The sequence below is a fragment of the Oryzobacter faecalis genome, assembly GCF_046764005.1.
GTDB classification, from domain to species: domain Bacteria; phylum Actinomycetota; class Actinomycetes; order Actinomycetales; family Dermatophilaceae; genus Oryzobacter; species Oryzobacter faecalis.
Window position 1 is genome coordinate 214,772 of record NZ_JBKOFW010000002.1, and the last position, 24,268, is coordinate 239,039.

General features: G+C 73.3%; 20 protein-coding genes. 11 read left to right on the forward strand and 9 right to left on the reverse strand.

Annotation, left to right across the window (positions count from 1 at the left end):
* The first annotated feature begins 1 nt into the window (after position 1).
* The 4 genes from ACK8HX_RS04910 to pknB all read left to right on the forward strand — a co-directional run bounded on the left by ACK8HX_RS04910 (position 2) and on the right by pknB (position 6,191).
* Positions 2-1,447, forward strand: a complete 1,446-nt coding sequence (locus tag ACK8HX_RS04910) for a PP2C family protein-serine/threonine phosphatase (protein WP_411939547.1) — start codon at positions 2-4, stop codon at positions 1,445-1,447.
* A complete protein-coding gene (locus ACK8HX_RS04915) occupies positions 1,444-2,823 on the forward strand; it encodes an FtsW/RodA/SpoVE family cell cycle protein (RefSeq protein WP_411939887.1) in 1,380 nt (459 codons plus the stop codon). Before ACK8HX_RS04910 ends, ACK8HX_RS04915 begins: the two co-directional genes overlap by 4 nt.
* Positions 2,820-4,274, forward strand: a complete 1,455-nt coding sequence (locus ACK8HX_RS04920) for a peptidoglycan D,D-transpeptidase FtsI family protein (RefSeq protein ID WP_411939548.1) — start codon at positions 2,820-2,822, stop codon at positions 4,272-4,274. The genes ACK8HX_RS04915 and ACK8HX_RS04920 overlap by 4 nt, the downstream gene beginning before the upstream one ends.
* A 75-nt stretch (positions 4,275-4,349) precedes the next feature.
* On the forward strand, positions 4,350-6,191 hold the full coding sequence (gene pknB, locus ACK8HX_RS04925; protein ID WP_411939549.1) for a Stk1 family PASTA domain-containing Ser/Thr kinase: 1,842 nt from the start codon (positions 4,350-4,352) through the stop codon (positions 6,189-6,191).
* Positions 6,192-6,209: 18 nt separating this feature from the next.
* On the opposite strand, the gene ACK8HX_RS04930 is transcribed toward pknB, so the two are convergent.
* From ACK8HX_RS04930 to ACK8HX_RS04945, 4 genes are read right to left on the reverse strand one after another with little or no spacing between them, the layout of a single operon-like run.
* On the reverse strand, positions 6,210-6,866 hold the full coding sequence (locus ACK8HX_RS04930) for an aminodeoxychorismate/anthranilate synthase component II (RefSeq protein ID WP_411939550.1): 657 nt from the start codon (positions 6,864-6,866) through the stop codon (positions 6,210-6,212).
* Complete coding sequence (locus ACK8HX_RS04935) at positions 6,863-7,045, reverse strand: hypothetical protein (RefSeq protein ID WP_411939551.1); 183 nt, start codon at positions 7,043-7,045, stop codon at positions 6,863-6,865. Before ACK8HX_RS04935 ends, ACK8HX_RS04930 begins: the two co-directional genes overlap by 4 nt.
* 11 nt (positions 7,046-7,056) lie before the next feature.
* Positions 7,057-7,740 (reverse strand): class E sortase, encoded by a 684-nt coding sequence (locus tag ACK8HX_RS04940; protein ID WP_411939552.1) that lies wholly within the window; start codon positions 7,738-7,740, stop codon positions 7,057-7,059.
* Positions 7,741-7,748: 8 nt separating this feature from the next.
* Positions 7,749-8,441 carry a DUF881 domain-containing protein gene (locus ACK8HX_RS04945; protein ID WP_411939553.1) on the reverse strand — a complete coding sequence of 231 codons (693 nt, stop codon included), beginning with the start codon at positions 8,439-8,441 and terminating at the stop codon, positions 7,749-7,751.
* A 133-nt stretch (positions 8,442-8,574) separates the two neighbouring features.
* On the opposite strand from ACK8HX_RS04945, the gene ACK8HX_RS04950 reads away from it, so the two are divergent.
* The gene (locus ACK8HX_RS04950) at positions 8,575-8,826 is read left to right on the forward strand and encodes a cell division protein CrgA (RefSeq protein WP_411939554.1); all 252 of its coding nucleotides are present in this window, start codon (positions 8,575-8,577) and stop codon (positions 8,824-8,826) included.
* A 243-nt stretch (positions 8,827-9,069) separates the two neighbouring features.
* Here the strand turns inward: ACK8HX_RS04950 and ACK8HX_RS04955 are convergent, their stop codons facing one another.
* Together ACK8HX_RS04955 and ACK8HX_RS04960 are read right to left on the reverse strand one after the other, a co-directional pair.
* Positions 9,070-9,972, reverse strand: a complete 903-nt coding sequence (locus ACK8HX_RS04955; protein WP_411939555.1) for a rhomboid family intramembrane serine protease — start codon at positions 9,970-9,972, stop codon at positions 9,070-9,072.
* Between the two features lie 32 nt (positions 9,973-10,004).
* Positions 10,005-10,523, reverse strand: a complete 519-nt coding sequence (locus ACK8HX_RS04960) for a peptidylprolyl isomerase (protein ID WP_411939556.1) — start codon at positions 10,521-10,523, stop codon at positions 10,005-10,007.
* A 162-nt stretch (positions 10,524-10,685) separates the two neighbouring features.
* Here ACK8HX_RS04960 and ACK8HX_RS04965 point away from each other — a divergent pair, with 162 nt between their 5' ends.
* Both ACK8HX_RS04965 and ACK8HX_RS04970 read left to right on the forward strand, forming a co-directional pair.
* On the forward strand, positions 10,686-11,651 hold the full coding sequence (locus ACK8HX_RS04965; protein ID WP_411939557.1) for a hypothetical protein: 966 nt from the start codon (positions 10,686-10,688) through the stop codon (positions 11,649-11,651).
* A 135-nt stretch (positions 11,652-11,786) separates the two neighbouring features.
* A complete protein-coding gene (locus ACK8HX_RS04970) occupies positions 11,787-14,174 on the forward strand; it encodes an ATP-binding cassette domain-containing protein (protein ID WP_411939558.1) in 2,388 nt (795 codons plus the stop codon).
* A 10-nt stretch (positions 14,175-14,184) separates the two neighbouring features.
* On the opposite strand, the gene ACK8HX_RS04975 is transcribed toward ACK8HX_RS04970, so the two are convergent.
* Positions 14,185-16,170, reverse strand: a complete 1,986-nt coding sequence (locus ACK8HX_RS04975; RefSeq protein ID WP_411939559.1) for a spermine/spermidine synthase domain-containing protein — start codon at positions 16,168-16,170, stop codon at positions 14,185-14,187.
* A 72-nt stretch (positions 16,171-16,242) separates the two neighbouring features.
* On the opposite strand from ACK8HX_RS04975, the gene ACK8HX_RS04980 reads away from it, so the two are divergent.
* The 3 genes from ACK8HX_RS04980 to ACK8HX_RS04990 all read left to right on the forward strand — a co-directional run bounded on the left by ACK8HX_RS04980 (position 16,243) and on the right by ACK8HX_RS04990 (position 19,404).
* The gene (locus ACK8HX_RS04980; RefSeq protein WP_411939560.1) at positions 16,243-17,502 is read left to right on the forward strand and encodes an alpha/beta hydrolase; all 1,260 of its coding nucleotides are present in this window, start codon (positions 16,243-16,245) and stop codon (positions 17,500-17,502) included.
* Between the two features lie 42 nt (positions 17,503-17,544).
* A complete protein-coding gene (locus ACK8HX_RS04985; protein ID WP_411939561.1) occupies positions 17,545-18,744 on the forward strand; it encodes an NAD(P)/FAD-dependent oxidoreductase in 1,200 nt (399 codons plus the stop codon).
* Between the two features lie 69 nt (positions 18,745-18,813).
* Positions 18,814-19,404 (forward strand): OsmC family protein, encoded by a 591-nt coding sequence (locus ACK8HX_RS04990; protein ID WP_411939562.1) that lies wholly within the window; start codon positions 18,814-18,816, stop codon positions 19,402-19,404.
* Between the two features lie 21 nt (positions 19,405-19,425).
* Here the strand turns inward: ACK8HX_RS04990 and ACK8HX_RS04995 are convergent, their stop codons facing one another.
* Together ACK8HX_RS04995 and ACK8HX_RS05000 are read right to left on the reverse strand one after the other, a co-directional pair.
* Positions 19,426-21,030, reverse strand: a complete 1,605-nt coding sequence (locus tag ACK8HX_RS04995; protein WP_411939563.1) for a tetratricopeptide repeat protein — start codon at positions 21,028-21,030, stop codon at positions 19,426-19,428.
* A 138-nt stretch (positions 21,031-21,168) separates the two neighbouring features.
* Positions 21,169-22,689 carry a hypothetical protein gene (locus ACK8HX_RS05000; RefSeq protein ID WP_411939564.1) on the reverse strand — a complete coding sequence of 507 codons (1,521 nt, stop codon included), beginning with the start codon at positions 22,687-22,689 and terminating at the stop codon, positions 21,169-21,171.
* A gap of 213 nt (positions 22,690-22,902) precedes the next feature.
* Between ACK8HX_RS05000 and ACK8HX_RS05005 the strand changes: the two genes are divergently transcribed.
* Positions 22,903-24,021, forward strand: coding sequence for a coiled-coil domain-containing protein (locus ACK8HX_RS05005; protein ID WP_411939565.1), 1,119 nt, complete (start codon positions 22,903-22,905; stop codon positions 24,019-24,021).
* Positions 24,022-24,268 lie beyond the last annotated feature (247 nt).

Sequence of the window (24,268 nt, forward strand, 5' to 3'; positions counted from 1 at the left end):
CATGCCCTTCGCGTTCCACTTCGCCGCACGGTCCGACGTCGGGATGGTGCGGTCCAACAACGAGGACTCCGGCTACGCCGGCCCGCGCCTGCTCGCCATGGCCGACGGGATGGGCGGTCACGCCGGCGGCGACGTCGCGTCCTCCACCGTCATCGCCTCGCTCGTCGAGCTCGACGACGACGCCGTGAGCGGCCGGGAGGTCAGCCAGGCCCTCCTCGACCGGATCCACGCCGCGAACACCGAGCTCGGTGAGCAGGTCCGCGACGACCCCCGCCTCGACGGCATGGGCACGACGCTCATCGCGCTGCTCCGCTCGCACGACAAGGTCGTCCTCGCGCACATCGGGGACAGCCGGGCCTTCCTCGTCCGCGACGGCGCCGTCACCCAGATCACCAAGGACCACTCCTTCGTCCAGAACCTCGTCGACGAGGGCCGCATCTCGGCCACCGACGCGCAGACGCACCCGCAGCGCTCGCTCGTCACGCGGGTCCTCACCGGTGACGCGCACGACGAGCCCGACCTCGTCGTCCGGCAGGGCCGCATCGGCGACCGGTACCTCATCTGCTCCGACGGCCTGAGCGACTACGTGGCCCGCGACACCATCGACGAGGTCCTCCTCGGGGTCTCCGACCCCGGCGAGTGCGCGGACCGGCTCGTCGCCCTCGCGCTGCGGGCCGGCGCCCCGGACAACGTCACCGTCGTCGTCGGCGACCTCGTCGACCTCAACAAGGTCCGCGCCCCCTCCACGCTCCCGGAGGTCGTGGGCGCGGCGGCCGTCCGCCGCTCCGGCAGCGGGACCCGCCCCATCCCGACGACGCCCGCCGCCAAGGCGGCCGCCCTCACCAAGGCCGCCACCGGCGGCGAGGACGACGACGCCGACCACGTCACCCTGGCCGAGGAGGGCCCGTCCAGCCGCCGCGGGATCGCGCTGCGGCTGGCCGCCGCGGTCGTCGTCGCCGCGGTGGTCCTGGCCGGGGGCTCGTACGCGGCGTACGCGTGGTCGCAGCGGCAGTACTTCCTCGCCGCCAGCGGCGGGGTCGTGTCGGTGTACCGGGGGGTCGACCAGACCCTCGGCCCCATCACCCTCTCGCACGAGGAGTACGCGACGACGATCGCCGTCGACGACCTGCCGTCCTCGTACCAGGAGAGCCTCGAGGCCGGCATCGGCGTGGCGAACCGCGGCGACGCCGACGCCCGGGTCCAGGAGCTGCGGCTGCAGGCCGAGGCGTGCCGGTACGCGCGGGCCCACGGCGAGGCGTGCCGGACGGTGCCCTCCACGTGGACCCCGCCCACCGGGACCCCGTCGCCGACGCCCAGCCCGACGGGCACCCCGTCGCCCTCGCCGAGCCCGAGCGGGACCTCCCCGCTGCCGTCGGCCACCCCGGCCGCCTCCCGCGCCCCGGTCACGCCGCTGCCGCCCACGACGACCGCCCCGGTGACGTCGTGAGCGTCGTGTCCTCCGTCACCCCGCGCAAGGGGCGCAACGTCGAGCTCGCCCTGCTCGTCGGGGCGGTCGCGATCGTCCTCCTCGCCTACGTCGACATGGGTCTGGCGACGACCGGCACGGTGCCCCCCTCGCTCGTCGGGCTCGGCGTCGGCTACCTCGCCGTCTCCATCGCGTTCCACCTCGTGCTCCGCTGGCGCGCGTCCTACGCCGACCCCCTGATGCTGCCGATCGTCACGCTGCTCAACGGTCTGGGTCTGGTGATGATCCACCGGCTCGACATCGCCGAGGGCGACTCCATCACCGAGGGCACCGCGCTGCGGCAGCTCATGTGGAGCGCGCTCGCCGTCGCGATCGCCGTCGGCGTGCTCGTCGCCGTCCGGGACCACCGCATCCTGCGCCGCTACACCTACCTCGCGGGCGCCATCGGCCTGCTCCTGCTCCTGCTCCCGCTGTTCCCCGTCATCGGCACGTCGGTCAACGGCTCCCGCATCTGGATCCGGTTGGGGGGGTTCAGCTTCCAGCCCGGTGAGGTCGCCAAGCTCTCCCTCGCCGTGTTCTTCGCCGGCTACCTCGTGCAGACGCGGGACGCCCTGTCGGTGGCGGGCCGCAAGGTCCTCGGCCTCACGCTGCCCCGCGCCCGCGACCTCGGGCCGATCCTGCTCGCCTGGGTCGCCAGCCTCGCCGTCCTCGTCTTCGAGCGCGACCTCGGCTCGTCCCTGCTGTTCTTCGGGCTCTTCGTCGCGATGCTCTACGTCGCCACCGAGCGCGTCTCGTGGATCGCGATCGGCCTGAGCCTCCTCCTCGCCGGGGCCTACGTCGCCCACCTCGTCTTCGGGCACGTCCAGCGGCGCGTGCTGCTCTGGCTCGACACCTTCAGCCCGGAGGCGCTCGAGACGTCCGACCAGCTGGCCCGCGGCCTCATGGGGATGGCGTCGGGCGGCATGTTCGGCACCGGCCTGGGGCGCGGCCGTCCGGACCTCACCTACTTCGCCGAGTCCGACTTCATCGTCCCCAGCTTCGGGGAGGAGATCGGCCTCATCGGCCTGTTCGCGATCCTCGTGCTCTACGCCCTCCTCGTCGAGCGCGGCCTGCGCACGGCCCTCGGCACCCGCGACGGGTTCGGCAAGCTCCTCGCCGCCGGGCTGTCCTTCTCCGTGGCGCTGCAGTGCTTCGTCGTCGTCGGGGGCGTCACCCGCGTCATCCCCCTGACCGGTCTGACGATGCCGTTCCTCTCCTCCGGCGGGTCCTCGCTCCTCGCGAACTGGGCCCTCGTCGCCGTCCTCCTGCGCATCTCCGACCACGCACGCCGCCCCCTCCCGGAGGTGGGGCCCAGCGCGGTCGCGGAGGCCCGCACCGAGGTGGTGAGGCTGCCGTGAACACCCCGGTCCGCAAGCTCTCGGTCGTCGTCGCCGCGCTGTTCGCCTCGCTGCTCGTGTCGACGACGCTCATCCAGTACGTCTTCGCCGCCGAGCTCAACGCCCGCCCCGACAACCGGCGCACGCTGCTCTCGACCTACGCCCGCGAGCGCGGCGAGATCCTCGTCGGGCAGAAGGCCGTCGCCCGCTCGGTCGAGAGCGACGACGAGTACAAGTACCAGCGGGTCTACGACGAGGCCGAGCTCTACGCGCACGTCACCGGCTACTACTCGTTCTTCGGCGCCAGCGGCGGGCTCGAGCAGGCCGAGAACCCGTTCCTCTCCGGGTCGAGCGACAAGCTGTTCTACCGGCGGGTCTCCGACCTGTTCACCGGGCGCAAGCCCCAGGGCGCGACGATCGAGACCACCCTCGACCCGGCCGTCCAGGAGGCCGCGGTCGACGCCCTCGAGGGCATCCGCGGCGCCGCCGTCGCCCTCGACCCCAAGACCGGGGCGATCCTCGCGATGGTCAGCCGCCCCTCCTTCGACCCCAACACCCTCGCCGGCCACGACCTCGGCCAGGTCGAGAAGAACTACCAGGCGCTGACGAAGGACGCCTCGCGCCCGCTGCTCAACCGGACCATCGGCGGCGACCTCTACCCGCCGGGGTCGGTCTTCAAGGTGGTCACCGCGGCCGCGGCCCTCTCCAGCGGCGAGTACGACGAGGAGTCCGTCCTCGACGGCCCCGCCGAGCTCGACCTCCCGCAGACGACGAACGTCCTCCCCAACGCGTTCGACGGCGCGTGCGGTCCCGGTGACAAGGTCTCGATGACGCGCGCCCTCGCCATCTCGTGCAACACAGCGTTCGCCACCGTCGGCATGGACCTCGGCGCGGACGCCCTGCGCGAGCAGGCCGCCAAGTTCGGCTTCGGCGACGTGCTCTCGGTCCCCATGCGCGTGACACCGAGCTCGGTGCCCGCCGAGCTGGACCAGCCGCAGCTCGCCTACGCCTCGATCGGCCAGTACGACGTGCGGGTCACGCCCCTGCAGATGGCGATGGTCGCGGCGGGCGTCGCCAACGACGGCGTCGTCATGGAGCCCCACCTGGTCCAGTCGGTCATCGGCTCGGACCTGTCCGTCATCGAGCAGGCCGACCCCGCCGAGCTCTCGCAGGCCGTCTCGCCCGAGGTCGCCGCCCAGCTGCAGCGGATGATGGTCGAGGTCGTCGAGAACGGCTCCGGCGAGCGGGCCGCCATCGACGGTGTTGCCGTGGCCGGCAAGACCGGCACCGCCCAGCACGGCGAGGGACGCAAGGCGCACGCCTGGTTCATCTCCTTCGCCCCCGCCGACGACCCGCAGATCGCCGTCGCGGTCATCGCCGAGGACGGCGGCGTCGCCGGCAACGAGGCCGGCGGAGGCCGGGTCGCCGCCCCGATCGCCAAGGCGATGATGGAGGCGAGGCTCGACCGATGACCCCCGAGACCACGAGCGCGGCACGCACCGCCGCCACGACGACGGGCCGCGTCGGCCCGATGAGGAGCTCCCTGCATGGCTGACGTCCCGATGCTGCTCGGCGGCCGGTACGAGGTGGGTGACCTCCTCGGACGCGGTGGGATGGCCGAGGTGCACCTGGGGTTCGACACCCGCCTGGGGCGCCAGGTGGCCATCAAGATGCTCCGCAGCGAGCTCGCGCGCGACCAGACCTTCATCGCGCGCTTCCGCCGCGAGGCGCAGTCCGCGGCGGGCCTCAACCACGCCTCGATCGTCGCCGTCTACGACCACGGCGAGGACACCGTCGTCGAGAGCGGCGGGGCCGAGGTCAAGGTCCCCTACATCGTCATGGAGCACGTCGCCGGGCACACCCTGCGCGAGGTCATCACCAGCCGCGGCACGCTCCCGGTCACCGAGGCGGCACGGGTCACCGAGGGCGTCCTCGACGCCCTCGCCTACAGCCACCGCAACGGCATCGTCCACCGCGACATCAAGCCCGCGAACGTCATGCTCGGCGCCGACGGGTCGGTGAAGGTCATGGACTTCGGCATCGCCCGCGCGATGGCCGACGCCAACGCGACGATGACCCAGACCCAGGCGGTCATCGGCACCGCGCAGTACCTCTCGCCCGAGCAGGCGCAGGGGCAGACGGTCGACGCCCGCTCCGACCTGTACTCGACGGGCTGCATGCTGTTCGAGCTGCTCACGGGCCGCCCGCCGTTCACCGGCGACAGCCCGGTCTCGGTCGCCTACCAGCACGTCGGGGAGGCGCCGACCCCCCCGTCGCGGCTCGTCGAGGAGGTCGGCGACGACGTCGACGCCGTCGTCCTCCACGCCCTCGCCAAGCCGCGCGACGCCCGGTACCAGACCGCCGGCGAGTTCCGGAACGACCTCGCTGCCCTGCGCCTCGGGCGCCCGATCAGCGACGCGGCCCGGGGCTCGGCGGCGGCCGCCCTCGCCGGGGCCGCCCTGGGCCCGGGGCTCGGTGCCGCCACCGAGGCGCTGCCCGCCCTGCGCGACGACGCGACCCGGGCCGCCGTCGCCCCGGTCCCCGCGTACGACACCCCCGCCGGCTCGCCCACCGACACCTTCCCCGGAGGCACCTCGGACGACGACGGCCGGCGCCGCAACCCGGCGGTGTTCGTCCTCCTCGCGATCGCCGTCCTCGCGGCGCTCGGGGCGCTCGGGTACGGCGCGCTGCAGTACCTCACCGAGCCCGACATCCCGCAGGCCACGGTGCCGATGGTCGTCGGGAGCCCCGAGGAGACCGCCGTCGCCCGGATCACCCAGGCCAGGCTGAAGTACGAGGTGACCCGCGAGACCTCCGACTCGGTCGAGGAGGGCGACGTCATCCGGCAGACGCCCGAGGGCAACACCACGGTCGAGCAGGGGTCGGTCGTCCGGCTCGTCGTGTCCTCCGGGCCCAGTGCGGTCACCGTCCCCGACGTCAGCGGCAAGACGCTGGAGGAGGCCACGGCCATCCTCACCGACCTCGACCTGCGCGTCGGCGACCCCGAACGGGTCAACGACCCCGACACCGAGAAGGACGTCGTCATCTCCTCCAACCCGTCGCGGGGGACCTCCGTCGCCATCGGCACCGAGATCGTCCTCACCGTGGGCACCGGCAAGGCTGACGTCCCGAACGTCGTCGGGCGGACCCGCGACGAGGCGCAGCAGGCCATCACGAGTGCGGGCCTGAAGTACCGCACCCGGGAGCGGGAGACCGACGCGGCGGCCGAGGGCACGGTCGTCGAGCAGGACCCGAAGGACGGCGAGCTCGACCTCGGCGACACCGTGACGATCATCGTCGCGAAGAAGCCCGCGCCGACCCCCACGCCGACCCCCACCCCCACCGAGAGCCCCAGCCCGTCGCCGAGCCCGTCGCCGACCCTCCCCTGACCGCGGCCGGCGCCCCGGTCAGCCGGCGGCGACGATGCGCGCGACCCCGGCAGCGTCGTGGACGAGCGGGCTGAGGCCGGCGGAACGCTCGACCGCGTCGGCCATCCCGCAGGTCAGCAGCCAGTTGGCGAGCATCCGGTGCCCACCGTGGGTCAGCACCGACTCGGGGTGGAACTGCACGCCGTGGAGCGGGAGCGTCGCGTGCCGAACGGCCATGACGATGCCCGACTCCGTGCGGCCGTTGGGGACCAGCTCGTCCGGGAGGGTGTCGGGGACGATCGTCAGCGAGTGGTACCGCGTGGCGGTGAACGGGTCCGGGACCCCCTCGAGGACCCCCGTGCCGTCGTGGTGCACCTGGCTCGTCTTGCCGTGGAGCAGCTCGGGCGCGCGCCCCACCGTGGCGCCCATGACGACCCCCAGCGCCTGGTGTCCCAGACACACCCCGAGCATCGGCTGGGACCGCTCGGCGCACGCCTCGATCATCGCCATCGACACCCCGGCCTCCTCGGGCGTGCCAGGTCCCGGCGAGACGAGGACGCCGTCGAAGTCGGCCGCGTCGGACGGGGACACCGCGTCGTTGCGGACGACCTCGCACTCGGCGCCGAGCTGCTCGAGGTAGCCGACGATCGTGAAGACGAAGCTGTCGTAGTTGTCGACGACGAGGACGCGGGTCATGGGCTCCATGGTGCCCTGCCGAGCCCGGGCGCCGCACCGACGGTGTTGTCGGTGAACGGCAGGAGCGGGCTGAGCCAGGGGAAGACCCACGTGAACAGGACCCACACGACGAGGAGAAGGAGGACGAGGACCTCGACCACCTTGAGCCAGGTCGGGCCCGGGAGGAGCCGCCAGAGCACGCCGTACACCCTCAGGCCCCCGTCGCCGTCAGCCAGCGGGCGGGGTCCCACTCGGCGCGCGGCACCGACTCGACGAGCCGCCCGTGGACGACGTACCGCTCGGTCGCCGAGAACTTCGGGTGGCACGAGGTCAGCGTGATGGCGGCCTCGGTGGGCGCGGCACCGGGGTCACCGGGCACCGGCGCGATGACCTCGACGTCGCGGGGGCGCACGACCTCGCGCGACGTCACCTCGTAGACGTGCACCGTGGCCGCGGTCTCGATGACGACCCGGTCGCCGTCGACCAGCCGGTCGACGTCGTGGAACGGGCGCCCGTAGGTCGTGCGGTGTCCCGCGAGCGCGAAGTTGCCGACCTGGCCAGGGCCCGCCGTGCCGGCGTAGTGCCCGACGCCGAGGGCGAGGACGTCACGGCCGGTGCCCTCGATGACCGGCCGTGCCCAGTCCGCCCCGAAGCGGGGCACCCGCACGACGGCGAACGCCCCGTCCTCGCCGATCGCCTCGGGGAGGCCGTCGGCGGGCACCGGGGCCGACGCCGGCTCACGGGCGAAGGACTCCTCGAGCGTGCGGACGATGCCGGCCTGCTCCCGGTCGGCGACGACGTCGGTCCACCACAGCTGCCACGCGGCGAAGAGCAGGAGCAGCGCCCCGAGGGTGAGCAGGACCTCCCCGGTCCAGCCGACGACGCGTCGCACCATCAGCGGCGTCAGCCCGCGTCGACGGTGGCGTGGGCGGGGACGATCGAGCCGCTGTAGGCCGGGAAGCGCGTGTCGCCCTCGAGGGTCCTGACGTCGTAGCCGAGCCCGACCGCGAGCGACCACTGGCGCAGGTTCTCGACGACCGGGTCGGTGCGCAGCACCTCGGTGAGGCGCGCGGTGTCGCCGATGGCGGTGATGACGTAGGGCGGGGAGTAGACCCGGCCCTGGAGGATCAGCGTGTTGCCGACGCAGCGGACGGCGCTCGTGGAGATGACCCGCTGGTCCTGGAGCATCATCGCCTCGGCGCCCCCGGCCCACAGCGCGTTGACGACCGCCTGGACGTCCTGCTGGTGGATGACGTAGTCGTCGGGGTCCGCGCCCTCGGGCACCTCGCCGTTCGGCAGCCGGGCGTCGTCGAGCTCGACCCGGATGGCCGGCCCCTCGACCTCGGTGCGCCCGGCGAGGGGCGCGAGCTCGTTGGCCTGCCGCTCGAGCCCCTGGGTCGTGACGTCGCCCGGGGCGAGGTTCGCCGTCTTCTCGTCGACCTCGGCGCGCAGCCGGTCGACCTCGAGGGTGCGCTGCTCGTTCGTGCGGTTCTGGCTGCGGATGAGGTCGGGGAGCATGGCCTGGTCGGGCCGGATGTCCTGGCCCTGCGCGGCCCGCACGCTCGACGCGAAGAGCGCCCCCGCGGCGAGCGCCACGACGGGAACCAGCCAGGGCCAGGGGGACGGTCGGTCGACCCGACCACCGTGCGTTCCGGCCACCGCGCTCACCTCCTCTCCGCTGCGTGCCTCTACGCTAGGTCACACCACCAACGCCACGAGGAGACAGTCCGTGCCCGAGTCCAAGGGTCGCTCGAAGCCCAGCTACACCCCGCCGCGCTCGGCGCAGAAGGCCCAGGGCCCGAACCCGCGCTGGTTCGTCCCCGTGATGCTCGGCCTCATGGTCATCGGGCTGCTGTGGGTCGTGACCTACTACATCAGCGGGGCCCACCAGTACCCCGTGCCCCAGATCGAGCGCTGGAACCTCGGGGTCGGCTTCGCCCTGATGATGGCCGGCTTCCTCATGACGACCCGCTGGCGCTGACACCCACGTTCAGACGAGCTGTCCACAGGGGTTGTCCACACTGGGGATGAATGACACCCGTGTAATCCACAGGTGGGCAACCTGTGGAAAGCGCGTTGACCTGCGGCGATGCCCGATCCTCACTGGTGCGGCGGGGCGTCCACAGGGTGGGGACCGCAGCCTGGGGACAGCGGTGGAGGACGGTGGACAACCGCGTGCGGGCCGCAGCCGGCGTGGGGCCCCTCGCGGGCGGCGGGGACGGCGTCAGCCGGCGAGGGCGTACTTCGCCCCCGCGAGCGCCACGAGGACGACGAGGATGGCGGCGAGCCCGACCCAGTGCAGCTGCCGGTTGCCCCGGTCGACGAGGCTGCGGGGGCGCCCGAGGTAGCCGATGACCCCCGCGCAGGCCGCGCCCGTGACGAGCCCACCGAGGTGCGCCTGCCAGGCGATGCCCGGGATGACGAACCCGATGACGGCGTTGATGCCGATGACGACGTACATCCCAGCCGCCGAGCGACCGAGGCGACGCTGGAGGACCAGGAACGCCCCGAACATCCCGAAGACCGCGCCCGAGGCGCCGACCGCGCCGGACCACCACGCCCCCGGTCCGGTGGCGAGGGCGTCCTCGTACCCCTGCGGTGTGGCGAGGAGCAGGTACACGACCGACCCGCCGAGGGCGCTGAGCAGGTACGTGGCCGCGAAGCGGGCCCGGCCGACGAGCGGCTCGAGGTAGGTGCCCATGACCCACAGGGCGTACATGTTGAACGCGATGTGGAGGATGAGGCTCTGGCTGTGGGCGAAGGCCGAGGTGAGGAAGCGCCACGGCTCGACCTCACCGAGGGCGGGGACGAACGCGATGCGGCTGGTGAGGGAACCGTCGACCATCTGGGCGAGGAAGACGACGACGCAGACCGCGATGATCGTGATCGTCACCGCCGGGCGGCCGTCGGTGACCTGCCCCCCGAAGACCGTGCGGGCCTGCCGCACGGACCTGCGGCCCTCGGCGACGCAGTCGACGCACTGGATGCCGACCGCGGCCGGGCGCTGGCACTCGGGGCACGCCGGGCGGCGGCACCGCTGGCAGCGCACGTACGACTCGCGGTCCGGGTGGCGCGGGCAGACGGGGACCTGCTCGGCGGCCTCCGGCGTCACCGGCTGCTCGGCCACGTGCTCTCCTCGTCCGCCCGCGCCGGTGGTGCTCAGTCCTGGATCTCGACGCGCTCGATGACGACGTCCTCGAGCGGCTTGTCCTGCGCACCGGTGCGGACGCCGGCCAGCGTGTCGACGACCTCACGGCTCGCGGCGTCGGCGACCTCGCCGAAGATCGTGTGCTTGCCGTTGAGCCAGGTCGTCGGCGCCACGGTGATGAAGAACTGCGAGCCGTTGGTGCCCTTGCCCATCCGCTTGCCGGCGTTGGCCATGGCGAGCAGGTAGGGGCGGTCGAACTGCTTGTCGGGGTGGATCTCGTCGTCGAAGTCGTAGCCCGGGCCACCCATACCGCGGCCGAGCGGGCAGCCGCCCTGGATCATGAAGCCCGGGATGATGCGGTGGAAGATCAGGCCGTCGTAGAACTTCGTGGGGTTCGAGCGCCCCGCGTCGTCGTTGTACTCCTTCTCGCCGGTCGCGAGGCCGACGAAGTTCTTCACCGTGGTCGGCGCCTCGTTCGGGAAGAGGTCGACGACGATCGGTCCGTGGTTCGTGTGCAGGGTTGCCTTCATGCGCCCGATCCTCTCACGCGGGCCCGACCCTGCCCCGGGCGTCCCCCGACCGTCCGCCCGGTCCGCGGACGCGTCTGCATCCGCGTGACCCCGGATCGCGGTGAGCAGCGCAAACAAGGCAGGATGGGGACGAAGGAAGACTTCCCACCTCGAGGAGGACACGTGTTCCGGACCAAGAGCAGGACCGACCAGGCACGCGACGCCGTCGCCGACGCCGCCGATCGCGCGAGCGCGTCCGCCAAGGACGCCGCCGACAAGGCGGCCAAGAGCGCCAGGCAGGCCAAGGGCAGGGCGTCCGACCTGTCGGGCAGCGCCGCCGACCAGTACGACACCGCGCGCGACAAGGCCCACGACTACGCCGACGTCGCCCGCGACGCCGCGGGCACCGCGCGCGAGAAGGCCCACGACTACGCCGAGGTCGCGCGGGACAAGGCGTCCGACGCCTACGACGAGCTCGCCCCGCGCGTCGAGCACGCCAAGGAGACCTTCATCGAGGACATCGTGCCCAAGGTCGCCACCGCCCTCGCCGCGATCGCCGCCGGTGCCGCGGCCGCCAAGGAGCAGGCCGTCGAGGCCGCCGACCGCGCGCCCGACGCCTACGCCGTCCTCAAGGGCGATGCCGTGGCGAAGCCCTCCGGGGGCAAGGGACGCTGGATCCTCCTCCTCGGAGCGGTCGCCGCCGGTGCCGCCGTCTACGCGTGGCGCAAGAGCAACGAGCGCCCCGACCCGTGGGCCACCGCCGCGCCCTACACGCCGCCGACGAGCACCCAGCAGAAGGTCACCGACCTCAAGGACGCCGCGAAGGAGAAGGCGACCGAGGTCAAGGAGGCCGCCGCCGAGAAGGCCGCCGAGCTCAAGGACAAGGCCGTCGAGGCCAAGGACGCCGCCGCCGAGAAGGCGACCGAGGCCAAGCAGACCGCTGCCGACAAGGCGGGCGAGGCCAAGGCCAAGGCCAGTGCGCGGGCCGAGGGCGCCAAGGCCCCGGCCGGGGCCGTCGCCGACGAGGGTGCCGCCACCTGGGAGTCGGCCGAGGTGTCCGACACCGGTGCCGCGTCGACCTCTGGCACGTCCGAGGGCGCCGACCTCTCGACGCCGAACCTCGACGCGGGGTCGACCGACAAGGCCTGACCGCCCCGCACCGAGCAGCGCGAAGCCCACGACCCGGACCCCTCCGGGCGTGGGCTTCGCGCTGCTGCTCGGTGGGGGAGGGGGTCGTCAGGAACGGAGAAGCGGGCCGTCGGCGGTGCCCTCTAGCGTGTGCCCATGGCGACGACGACGGGCCGGAGCGCCCCTGGGGCGCACCCGGCCGACACCCACGACCTCATCCGCGTGCAGGGAGCGCGCGAGAACAACCTCAAGGACGTCAGCGTCGAGCTGCCCAAGCGCCGGCTCACCGTCTTCACGGGCGTCTCCGGCTCGGGCAAGAGCTCGCTCGTCTTCGCGACGATCGCCGCCGAGTCGCAGCGGATGATCAACGAGACCTACAGCGCGTTCGTCCAGGGGTTCATGCCCAACCTCGCCCGCCCCGACGTCGACCGCCTCGAGGGCCTGACGACGGCGATCATCGTCGACCAGGAGCGGATGGGCGCCAACCCCCGCTCGACCGTCGGCACGGCGACCGACGCCAACGCGATGCTGCGCATCCTGTTCAGCCGGCTGGGCCGGCCCCACGTCGGCCCCCCGACGGCCTACTCCTTCAACGTCCCCACCCGCAGGGCGAGCGGGGTGATGACGACCGAGAAGGGTGGCCGCACCGAGAAGCGGGTGGCCCAGCAGGAGGTCTACCTCGGCGGCATGTGCCCGCGCTGCGAGGGGATGGGGCACGTCAGCGACATCGACCGCACCGCCCTCTACGACGACTCCAAGTCCCTGAGCGAGGGCGCCCTCACCGTCCCGGGGTACTCGATGGACGGCTGGTACGGCCGCCTGTTCGAGGGGATGGGGCTGCCGATGGACCGGCCGATCGCCTCGTTCACCGCGAAGCAGCTCGACACGATGCTCTTCGCGCCGCCGACGAAGATCAAGGTCGAGGGCGTCAACCTCACCTTCGAGGGGATCATCCCGAAGATCCAGAAGTCGATGCTCTCCAAGGACCCCGAGGCGATGCAGCCGCACGTGCGCCGCTTCGTCGAGGCCGCGGTGACCTTCCAGGCCTGCCCCGAGTGCGACGGCACCCGCCTCACCCCGGAGGCCCGCGCCTCGAAGATCAAGGGGCAGAGCATCGCCGACCTGTGCCGGATGCAGATCAGCGACCTCGCCGGCTGGGTCCGCGACCTCGACGAGCCCTCGGTGGCCCCGCTGCTCAAGGGCCTGCAGCACCTCCTCGACTCGTTCACCGAGATCGGGCTGGGCTACCTCTCCCTCGACCGCCCGGCCGGAACCCTGTCCGGCGGCGAGGCCCAGCGGACCAAGATGATCCGCCATCTCGGCTCCTCCCTCACCGACGTCACCTACGTCTTCGACGAGCCGACGATCGGCCTCCACCCGCACGACATCGAGCGGATGAACCAGCTGCTCCTCCAGCTGCGCGACAAGGGCAACACCGTCCTCGTCGTCGAGCACAAGCCCGAGACGATCGCCATCGCCGACCACGTCGTCGACCTCGGACCGGGCGCCGGGTCGGGTGGCGGTGAGGTGTGCTTCGAGGGCACGGTCGAGGGGCTGCGCGGCAGCGACACCACCACGGGCCGCCACCTCGACGACCGCGCGGCCATCAAGTCCGGGACCCGTTCCGCGACAGGGGCGCTCGAGGTCCGCAAGGCGTCGACCCACAACCTGCGCCAGGTCGACGTCGACATCCCGCTCGGGGTCCTCTGCGTCGTCACCGGCGTCGCCGGGTCGGGAAAGAGCTCGTTGATCCACGGGTCGGTCGCCAAGCGCGAGGGCGTCGTCGTCATCGACCAGGGGGCCATCAAGGGGTCCCGGCGCAGCAACCCCGCCACGTACACCGGGCTCCTCGAGCCGATCCGCAAGACGTTCGCCAAGGTCAACGGGGTCAAGCCGGCGCTGTTCAGCTCGAACTCCGAGGGCGCCTGCCCCACGTGCAACGGCGCGGGTGTCGTGTTCACCGACCTCGGCATCATGGCCACCGTCGAGTCGACGTGCGAGGAGTGCGAGGGCCGCAGGTTCCAGGCGGCCGTCCTCGAGTACACCGTCGGGGGCAGGAACATCGCCGAGGTGCTGGCGATGTCGGTGGTCGAGGCACGGGACTTCTTCGGGGCGCCCGGCGAGGCCCGCACGCCCGCCGCGCACACCCTCCTCGAACGCCTCGACGACGTCGGTCTGGGCTACCTCAGCCTCGGCCAGCCGCTGACGACGCTGTCCGGTGGTGAGCGCCAGCGCCTCAAGCTCGCCACCCAGATGTCCGAGAAGGGCGAGGTCTACGTCCTCGACGAGCCCACGACCGGCCTGCACCTCGCCGACGTCGAGAACCTGCTGGCACTCCTCGACCGGCTCGTCGACGGCGGCCGCTCGGTCATCGTCATCGAGCACCACCAGGCCGTCATGGCGCACGCCGACTGGATCATCGACCTCGGGCCGGGCGCCGGGCACGACGGTGGCACGGTCGTGTACGAGGGCACCCCGGCCGACCTCGTCGCGGCCCGGTCCACCCTCACCGGCAGGCACCTGGCCGAGTACGTCGCCCGCTGACCGGGCGACGTCACGCTGCAGCGGCCCGCAGGTGCTTGCGCCCGGTGAGCAGCGCCAGGGAGTAGCAGGCGGCGACGACGACGAGCAGGGCGTTGAAGCCCAGGACGAGGGCCAGGTACTCGAGCGCGCCGCCGACCATCGCCCCGAGCAGGTTCGCCCCGAAGGCCGTCGTCGAGGACCCGACGTCCTTGAACCGCACCGCGAACAGCAGGTTCGCGAGGAAGATCGGGAGGAAGGCGATCGTCACGCCGACGACGAACCGCGGCACGGGGGCCAGGTCGAGCAACGCGTCGCCGGGCACCACCCACGCGACCGCCAGCGCCGCGAGGAGCAGCGGGTACAGGAGGACCGGGCGCGGGATCGTGACCCGGCGGGCGACCTCCACCGCGGCGAGGACGCTGAGCAGCACGCCGGTGAAGACGGCAGCGTTGACGGCCCACGTCGTGCCGAACAGCAGCGCGAACTGCACGACGTTCTTCGTCTCGAGCAGGAGGAACGCGACCCCCATGAAGAACAGGTCGGTGTACGGCCTCATCCGACCGATCGGTCCGCCGACCCACCGCACGAGGACGACCGAGGCGAGCAGGACGAGCCCGAGCATCCCGAGGTAGAAGGCCGGGATGGTCCGCTCGGCGAGGTAGGGGAACGGGCGGTCGTCGACCGACGGCTCGAGCCCGCCGACGCGAGGTGTCCACGTCGTCGTGCAGCCACCGGTGGAGGCGTCGTCGCGCAGGGTCAGCACGGCCTGCTGGCGGTTGCCCTGCGTGGGCCCGAGCTGGACGCAGGGCGCGGTGCCGTAGACGGTGCTCACCGTGTTGGCGTAGCGGTCGAGGAGCCACGGCTCGTAGTAGTTGTACATGGCGAAGGTGCCGCCGGGCTCGAGCAGCGAGCGCGCCCTCTCCAGGGCCTGGGTCGTGAAGAGGTAGTTCTCCAGTCGCAGGGCGGACTGCCCCGTGACGATCGTGGCCGAGTCGGGCAGGGCGAAGAGGATGAGGTCGTACGTGCCCGTCGCGCGCTCCATGAAGGCCCGGCCGTCGTCGACGTGGAGGGTGACGCGCGGGTCGTCGTAGGGGCGGTCGGGATGGCGGTCGCGGCCGACCTGGACCAGGGCGGGGTCGATCTCGACGGCGTCGACGCGCCGGGCCCCCTGCGACAGCGCCACCGCGACGTCGTTCCCGGTGCCGGCTCCGATGACGAGGACGTCGTCGCGCTTGTCCGCGTAGGTGTACGGGAAGAAGTAGAACGGCGAGTTCGTGCGGGCCTGCGCCACCGTCATCGACGTCTGGAGCGGGGTGTTGTTGACCTCGACGCGCACGTTCCCGCCGACCGCGTCACCGGTGCGGATCTTGTAGTACGGCGACCACTGGAACGGGCCGACGAAGGACTCGATGCCGAGGGTGAGCACGACCGCCGCGATGCCGACGGCCGGCGCCCACCGCCGCCACCTCACGCGCTCGCCGAGGAGGAGGACGAAGGCCCCGCCCGCGAGCAGGGCCCACGCCAGCGGGGGGGTCCGCAGGAACGACAGGCCGGCGAACGTGACGATGCCGAGGAGCGAGCCGCCGATGTCGAGCCGGTACGCCTCCAGCGGCGCGAACTGCGTGAAGGTGCGGGCGACCTCCTGCGCGAGGGCGAACAGGGTGGCGACGACGAGGAGGAAGACCACACCCAGGGACAGCCACCGCGGAAGGGGGGCGGTGCCGAAGTGGCTCTGCAGCTCCCACGCGCCGGTGCGCGTCGTGCCGGTCCGGACGGGGAAGGCGAGGACGAAGAGGACGACCGCGGCGAGGAGCAGGGGCGCCGCGGGGAAGACGTCGCGGCCGGTCGAGCCCCGCAGGAAGCCCAGCCCGATGCCGAGGAAGCTCGCGAGGAGGACGAAGTTCGTCAGGTGGACGAGGTAGAGGTTGTTCGACGAGGTCCAGCGGATCAGCGCCAGCTCGACGAAGAGCATGAGGGCGCTGGCCAGCACCAGCCGGACCCGCGGCGAGAGCGTCACCCGCGCCACCCTAGGGCCGGGTGAGCGCTCCGGGCGGTGTCCGTGGCGGGGCTCCCCTGCCACACTCGACCCATGCGGTACTCGTTCGGGGACCTCGTCCTCGACACCGACCGGTACCTCCTGGAGCGGGGCGGGGAGCCCCAGCACGTCCAGCCCCAGGTCTTCGACGTGCTCAGCCACCTCGTGGCGCACCGCGACCGGGTCGTGCCGAAGACCGAGCTGCTCGACACGGTCTGGGGCGACCGCTTCGTCAGCGACTCGACCCTGACGAGCCGGATCAAGGCGGCTCGTCGCGTCGTGGGGGACGACGGCATCGCCCAGACCGTCATCAAGACGGTGCACGGCCGGGGGTACCGGTGGGTGGCCGACGTCGACACCGGTGCTGAACCGTCCGGTGCCGTCCGCGCGTCCGCCCCGTCCCCTCCGCCGCGCCGGCTGGAACAGCGAATCCGGTTCTGCCGCACCGCAGACGGTGAGCGTCTGGCCTACGCCACCGTCGGTGAAGGCCCGCCCCTCGTGCGTGCGGCCCACTGGATCACGCACCTCGACCACGAGTGGAACAGCCCGGTGTGGCAGCACTGGATGGAGGGGCTGTCCAGCGGCCGCACCCTCGTCCGGTACGACGAGCGCGGCTGCGGGCTGTCGGACCACGACCCGTACGACGTCTCGCTCGAGTCCTTCGTCCACGACCTCGAGGCCGTCGTCGACGAGCTGGGGCTCGAGCGGTTCCCGCTGATGGGGCTCTCGCAGGGCGGGCCGGTCGCCATCGAGTACGCCGCACGCCATCCCGAGCGGGTCAGCCGGCTCGTCCTCGTCGGCGCGTTCGTCAAGGGCCGGCGAGCCCGGTCGTCCACGCCGGAGCACCACCGCGAGTTCGAGATGCAGCGCGAGCTGATCCGGCTCGGGTGGGGCCGCGACGAGCACGCGTTCCGCCTGTACTTCTCCTCGGTCTTCATGCCCGACGCCGACCCGCAGCTGTGGACCGCCTTCGCCGAGCTGATGCGGCGCACGACATCGGCCGAGAACGCGTTGCGGCTCTTCGACGCCTGCCTCGACATGGACGTCACGCAGGCGGCCCGCACGCTGGACGTGCCGACGCTCATCCTCCACGCCCGCGGCGACCAGCGGATCCCGTTCGAGCAGGGGGTCAGCCTCGGCGGCCTCATCCGCGGCAGCCGGCTCGTGCCGCTCGACTCGCGCAACCACCTGATGCGTCCGGACGAGCCCGCCTGGACCCACTTCCTCGACGAGGTCGATGCCTTCCTCGCCGAGGACGACTCCACGACGAGTCCACGCGCGGTCCACCCCGGGTCCAAGGTCACCGGCCGGTAGCGGAGGACGGTCGTCCTCATCGCGATCGACGAGGAGACCGCCGTGACCCGCACCGACCGACCCCACACCTCCCGGACCCGGCGCGCCGACGTGGTCGTCGTCGGAGGACGCTGCGCCGGCGCCGCGACGGCCATGCTGCTGGCGCGGGCCGGGCACGACGTCCTCGTCCTGGACCGGGCGACCTTCCCGAGCGACACCGTCTCCACGCACGTCCTGTCGCGGGTCGCGATGGTGCAGCTGCTGCGCTGGGGGCTGCTCCCGGCGGTGCACGCGTCGGGGGCGCCGCGGGTGACGAGTGTCTCGATCGACACGGGGGGCGACGTGCTCACCCGCACGATCAGGGACCGGTACGGGGTCGACCACCTGCTCGCCCCGCGGCGCACCGCCCTCGACGCGGTCCTCCAGGACGCGGCCGTCCGCGCGGGGGCGAGGGTCGCGACGGGTGTCGCGGTGGACGGCGTGCTGCGCGACGGCACCGGCCGGGCGGTGGGGGTCCGGGCCCGTGACACCTCCGGCCCCCTCGTCGTCGAGGCCCGGCACGTCGTCGGGGCCGACGGGCTGATCTCCCGGGTTGCCCGCTCGGTGGCGGCGCCGCTCGTCGTCCGCCGGCCGACGACGGGCGCGTCGCTCTACGCCTACCTGCGCGGCCCGTGGACGGCGATCGAGTACCACGTCGGTCGCGGGGCGCTCGGCGGGATCTTCCCGACGCACGGCGGCGAGTCGTGCGTGTGGGTCTGCACGTCCGAGGCCGGCGCCCGCCGCCACCAGCGACGCGGCGCCCGCGACTCCGTGCTGCTCGACCTCCTGGGCGAGCTGACGCCGCGGTTGGCCGACCGCGTCCGGGGCGCCGAGCAGACCTCGCCGGTGCGGGGGATGCTGCGGATGCCGAACCAGCTGCGGCGGGCGTGGGGCCCGGGGTGGTCGCTCGTCGGCGACGCCGGCTACCACCGCGACGCCATCACCGGTTTCGGCATCAGCGACGCCTTCCGTGACGCCGAGCTCCTGGCGACCGCCCTCGACGTCGTGCTGCGGCATCCCCGGTGCGAGGACCGCTCGCTCACCCGGTACGCGAGGGAGCGCGACCGGCTGGCGCGACCCGTCCTCGACCTCACCTGCGCGCTCGCCACCTTCCCCGAACCCGGACGGTTCGTCGACCTCCAGCGGCAGCTGGCCCGCGTCATCGACGAGCAGGCCGGCGAGCTGGCGGCTTGGCCGTCGCCCGTGCGCGCGTCCGTCGCCTGACCTCCCCTGCCCCGGTCCTGATTCCGCCAACACCGAGTCACCCACCACCCACCGAGAGGAACCACCACCATGTCCACGGACACCACCCACCGCAGCACCACTCACGGCCCCGACACCCACCGCAACGGCGTCGACACCGCCACGCTCTTCGCCACCCTCGACGCCGTCAAGGCGGCGCCGGCCGCCGCCCGGTTCCAGTTCCGGGCGCACAACACCTGGCAGTCGGGCACCCACAGCCGCTCGACGATCTCCGACTTCTTCGGGGTCGGTGAGGAGCGGGTGCACGAGAGGGAGTTCGTCTTCGACGCCGACCACCCGGCGGTCCTCGTCGGTCAGGACCGGGGGCCGACCCCGGTCGAGATGCTGCTCCACGCCCTGGCCGCCTGCCTCACGGCGGGCATCGCCAACATCGCCTCCGCGCGCGGGGTGACCCTGACGTCGGTCCGGTCCACCGTCACCGGCGACATCGACCTCAACGGGATCCTCGGGCTCCAGCCGGTCCGGAACGGGTACTCGGGCGTGGGCGTCCGGTTCGTCGTCGAGGGCGACGCCCCGGAGGACGTGCTGCGCGGCATCGTCGAGCAGTCGCGGTCGCGCTCGGCCGTCTTCGACGTCATGACGACCGGCGTCCCGGTCGACATCGAGGTCGAGGTCGCCTGAGGCCCCGGCTGGTTCCGCTCGTCAGACGAGCCCCAGGCCGAGCAGCAGGACGGCCCCGAGGAGCCCGATGACGCCGACGACTCCCGCTCGACCCGCGCGGGAGCCGTCGAGCGGCGGGACCGGGAGGAGGAGCGAGCCGGCCATGATGAAGGTCGCGACGCAGAACGACGTGGCGAGCGGCGTCCTCAGCAGGGCCGCCTGCGCGAGGAGGACCAGAGACAGCAGGGCCAGCGTGAGCGGCGCGGCGAGGGCGACCCGCAGGTTCGCCGACGGGGCGCGCACGACGGGCAGCGGAGCGAAGGGCGCCCCGAACGCACCCGAGACGAGGCCGACGACCGCCCCGGGGGCCCAGGTCCCGTGGACGACACCGCGCCCGGACCGCCGGGCCACGGCCGTCCGGACGAGCATGGCTGCACCGACGAGCGCCGCGATCCCGACGATGTAGGCCAGCCCGGTCCACGGCCACACCGCCTGCTCCCGGAACGCGAGGACGAAGGCGACCACGGTGGCGCCGAGCGCCCACCACGGCCGGCGCAGCCGGCGGCTCCGGCGCCCGGCCCGAAGACGCCCGGCGACACCCTCGAGCCACTCCCGGGCCGCCGGTGAGGGCGAGGTGTCCCGGAGCGACACGAGCCCGACGCCGGCGAGCGCCGCGGCGAGCAGTCCGGCCGTGACGGTCGGTGCGGTGCGCTGCGACCCGGCGAACGACCACCCCTGCGGGAGCGGCTTCGAGACGTCGAGTGAGGTGCGGTAGGTCGCGTCGTCGAGTCCCAGCTCGAGCGCGCGGTCGGCGTAGGAGGGGTCGAGGTCGATGGCGCGGGCGAGAGCGCCCTGGGAGGCCGGGACGTGGAGAGGCCCGCGACGCCCCTCGACGACCCCCAGGTTGTGCCAGCCGAGGGCGTATCCGGGTCCGGCGGCGACGGCGGCCCGCAGGACGCGGCTCGCCTCCTCCGCGTCCCCGCGTCGCGCGAGGAGCACCGCGAGGTTGTTCGCCGCCGGGTAGACGCTCGGGTCGGACTCGAGGGCACTGCGGTACTGGGCGATGGCTCGTGTGGTGTCCCCTCGCCGCTGGCTGACCTCGGCGGCCGTGAGGAGGTAGACGGGGCTGCGCGGATCGCCCTGTACCGCAGCGGTGCTCATGACAAGAGCCCTCGTGAGGTCGCCCGTGCCGAGGGCCGCCACCGCCGCGCTGTTCCGGGCGGCGTCGACATGCACGACTCCGTCGAGCGTGTCCGCCCACGTGAGCGCCGTGGCGAGGTCGTCGCCGGCGGCCTGGTCCTGACCCGTGGCGAGCTCGTGGTCGGCGAGCTGCGTCGCGGCGTAGTAGGAGATCTTCGCGAAGGGCTCGGCGTCACCGGACCCCTGGGCGTCCTGGTAGCCGTATCCCTGGGCTCCCGTGAGCACGAGTGGCCTCAGGAGCGCCACGGCCTCGTCGTGGCGACCGGACCGCAGGAGGGCGCCACCCTGGCCGAGCTGCGACTGCGCGACCGCGAGGTCGTTGTTCCACCGAAGCGCGCGCCACCGGGTGGTCGCCACGACGAACTCGGCTGCAGCGGAGTCGAAGTCCCCGAGGAGGTAGTCGATCTCGGCCATCCTCTGGTGGGCCAGGGCGGTGTCCTCGCCCATCGACCGGGCCCACGTCATCACGTCGCGGCGGGCGGCGGCGAGGTCTCCGGCCCACCGGAAGAGGTTCTGCCGGTCGTCGAAGATCGAGTCGAGGCGGGCGAAGGGATCATCCGCATCGTCGACGGGCCCGTCCGGCTCCTACAGACCGAGAGCCTGCGCCGCGGGGTCCGGGTTGTCGATCAGCCGCTTCAGGGGTTCGGGGTCCGGGCACGTCCCGCCGAAGTCGCTCGGGGCAATGGCGTCGAAGTCGTCGGGCCACCCCTCTGCCGCGACGTTCTCGTCCCCGGCCAGCCAGGCGGCCCGGCGGGCGGACCACTGCGGACAGAACTCCGCCTCGTCGGTGATGCCGGCGGTGGGGCGGTACCGCGGCACGAAGCCCTCGTCACCGACCAGCCCGCCTCCGCCCATCCCGGCGGCGAGGATGTAGAACGCCACCGGCCGCATCCGGTCGGCGCCCCAGGTCAGTGGGTGTGCGATGGGGATGAAGGATCCGTCGACGGGCAGGGCCGCCGGGCCCAGGTCGGCCAGCCGCGAGGCCGTGGCGGCCGCGCGGGCGAACCGACGGTCCCGCTCCTCGGCCCGCACGGCCACCTGCAGGGCCCGCCCCGGCCGGGACTGCCCCTGGGCCACCTCCAGCGCCAGGCGCGCCGCCTCGGCTGCCCTCCCCAGGCCCAGCTCGGCCCGGGCGAGGCCGAGGCCGCCGGCCAGCCTGTCGCCCGTCGCCCGGATCCGCGCGAACAGCCCGCGGGCGTCGTCGTAGGCGTGCCGCGAGGAGAAGGGCTGCGGCACCGCCAGGTAGCGACCCCGCGTGAGGTGCACGTCCCCCAGGGCCGCCACGGCTCCGGGGTCGTCGGGGAACCGGGCCACCAGGTCCTCGGCCCATCGACGGGCGGTCGCGAGGCGGTCGACGTCGAACTCGACGAGTCGGGTGAGGTCGTCCTCCCCGGACATCTCGTTGAGGGCCCGCTGCACCGCCAGCCATCCCGGGGTGGGGTCGCCCGGGCAGGCCAGCTGGGTGCGCCGGGTCTCGGAGTCGACGATCTCGGGGCCGATCTCCGGGCCGGACGCGACGAGGGTCAGCAGATCGAGCTGGGGGTCGCACGCCCCGTCACCGCGCGCGGCGTCGAGGACGGCGAAGGCGAGCCGTGCGGCATCCTCGGGGACTGCGTACGGTGCGGCCGGGTCGGCGGCCACCACCATGAGGGCCGCCCCCAGCTCCCCGCCGTGGGCTGCCAGTGCCTCCGGGTCGGCGCGCTCGACCACGGCGTCGGCACGGGGGAAGCGGTACGGGTAGGACCACACGGACGGGTCGGGTCCCGCGCCTGCCACGGACACGTCGGGGTCGGCCACGACGGCGAGGATCTCGTCGGCGGCCTCGGCTCCGAGCGCCGCGGTCGCGATGGGACGCACGTCCTCCAGCGTGCGGACGACCGCCGCCTCCGGCAGGCCGACCGGGACGGCGCGGATGCGAGAGGTCGGCCGGACGTCGCCCACGCGCGGGTCCGAGGGCGCCGCCACGATCGGCTGCGGCAGGTTCGAGGCCACGACGGCCGAGACGGGGGCCAGGGCCAGGAGGCCGACCACGCCGGCGACGACGAGCCCACCGAGGGCGCGAGGCCACCGGGAGGTCGGGACGCGGCGCGGCGACGTGGCGGCCATGGCGACCCCACCCCCTCGCGCCTGGTCCCGCGCGCGAATGCCGTGTTCACGACCCGCGCGCGGGCTCCTCGGACGATGTCCTCTTCGACGGTAGGACCCCTGCCGCCGCTCGCGCCAGAGGCTTTCGCCGTCGACCTCCTCGGTGCCGCTCCGCCGACCCCGCGGGACGGACAGCGTGATGACATCGTGAGGGGATCGGCGGATGATGCCGTGATGGGCCGGCTCCAGCGGCTCCGCAGGGGTGCCGTCGCGGCCGTGGTCGCGCTGGCGGTGCCCGTGTCCCTGTGCTCCGCCTCGCGTGCAGCCGACCCGGAGCCCACACCGGGATGGACCCTTCCCTCCGATGCCGACGTCGCCGACGCCAAGGAGGCGGCCGTGGCGGCCGCCAGGGAGGTCGCCGTCATCACCGCCGAGGTCGACCGGGCCGAGGCCCGGCTGCGAGCGCTCCAGCGCCAGGTGGCCGACGCCGTCGCGGCCGACGAGCTCGCCCGCACCCGGCTCGCCGCCGGCGAGGAGGCCCTCTCGCAGGCGACCGAGGCACTCGCCCGCGCCCGCCTCGCGCGCGACCACGCCGACCGTGCCCTCTCCGGCACCGCCGCGCTGCTGTACATGCAGGGCGGCGAGCTGCAGAACCTCGGAACGCTCCTGCTCTCCCCGCCGAACGTCATGGCCGACCTCTCCGTCGTCCTGGACCACGAGGCGCTGCGGGTCCAGTCCCGGCTGGACACCGCCACCTCCACCGCCGCGGCCGCCACGGCCTCCGAGCGCCGCCTCACCGCGGCACGCAGGAACCGGGCCCTCGCCCTCGAGGAGGCGGTCGCGAAGCGCAGTGCGGTGGAGAGGTCGGCGGCGCGGGCGGGAGCCGAGGCCGCGACGCTGGCACAGCGCCAGGCGCAGCTCACCGCGCGGCTGGCCCGGCTCGAGCAGGTGGAGGCCGACCTCGTGGGCCTCCGGGAGGCCGCGGCCCGCCTGGGAGACGCCGGCCTCGTCGGGGTGCAGGCGGCGGGCTCGCTCGGCAGCGGACCGCGAGCCGCGCAGGCCATCGCCCGCTCGAAGATGGAGTCCTTCGCGTGGGCCGAGGCCGAGTTCGTCTGCCTCGTCAGCCTGTGGCACGCCGAGTCCGGGTGGAGCTGGTCGGCCACGAACCCCTCATCGGGCGCCTACGGCATCCCGCAGGCCCTGCCCGGATGGAAGATGGCGAGCGCCGGCAGCGACTGGCTCACCAACCCGGCCACGCAGATCGACTGGGGGCTGGGCTACATCGAGGACGTCTACGGCTCACCCTGCGCCGCGATGGAGAAGTGGCTCAGCCGCTCGCCGCACTGGTACTGACTCAGAGGTGGCGGCCGTGGCCGAACACGTGGAAGGACAGGACGTCGGATCTCGCGCCGTGCTGGGCACGAGAACGACTCGAGCGAATCCGGTCCGGAGGGGATGGCGTCCGCCGGTCCAAGGCCTGGGGCAGCGGGGACGCCAACTCAGGATGTCCACCGCGGGGGCCCCTCGGACCCTGAGCGTTGAAGTCCTCTCAACCCGAGCGCGGAGATCGCCAAGCTTGACCTGCGGTGGAGCCAAGGGG

Coding starts and splice junctions, on each gene's coding strand:
- ACK8HX_RS05005 (WP_411939565.1), top strand. CDS start 22,903: ATGGGCCGGCTCCAGCGGCTCCGCAGGGGTGCCGTCGCGGCCGTGGTC.
- ACK8HX_RS04910 (WP_411939547.1), top strand. CDS start 2: ATGCCCTTCGCGTTCCACTTCGCCGCACGGTCCGACGTCGGGATGGTG.
- ACK8HX_RS04930 (WP_411939550.1), bottom strand. CDS start 6,866: ATGACCCGCGTCCTCGTCGTCGACAACTACGACAGCTTCGTCTTCACG.
- ACK8HX_RS04990 (WP_411939562.1), top strand. CDS start 18,814: ATGTCCACGGACACCACCCACCGCAGCACCACTCACGGCCCCGACACC.
- pknB (WP_411939549.1), top strand. CDS start 4,350: ATGGCTGACGTCCCGATGCTGCTCGGCGGCCGGTACGAGGTGGGTGAC.
- ACK8HX_RS04940 (WP_411939552.1), bottom strand. CDS start 7,740: ATGGTGCGACGCGTCGTCGGCTGGACCGGGGAGGTCCTGCTCACCCTC.
- ACK8HX_RS05000 (WP_411939564.1), bottom strand. CDS start 22,689: ATGGCCGCCACGTCGCCGCGCCGCGTCCCGACCTCCCGGTGGCCTCGC.
- ACK8HX_RS04980 (WP_411939560.1), top strand. CDS start 16,243: ATGCGGTACTCGTTCGGGGACCTCGTCCTCGACACCGACCGGTACCTC.
- ACK8HX_RS04995 (WP_411939563.1), bottom strand. CDS start 21,030: ATGGGCGAGGACACCGCCCTGGCCCACCAGAGGATGGCCGAGATCGAC.
- ACK8HX_RS04960 (WP_411939556.1), bottom strand. CDS start 10,523: ATGAAGGCAACCCTGCACACGAACCACGGACCGATCGTCGTCGACCTC.
- ACK8HX_RS04970 (WP_411939558.1), top strand. CDS start 11,787: ATGGCGACGACGACGGGCCGGAGCGCCCCTGGGGCGCACCCGGCCGAC.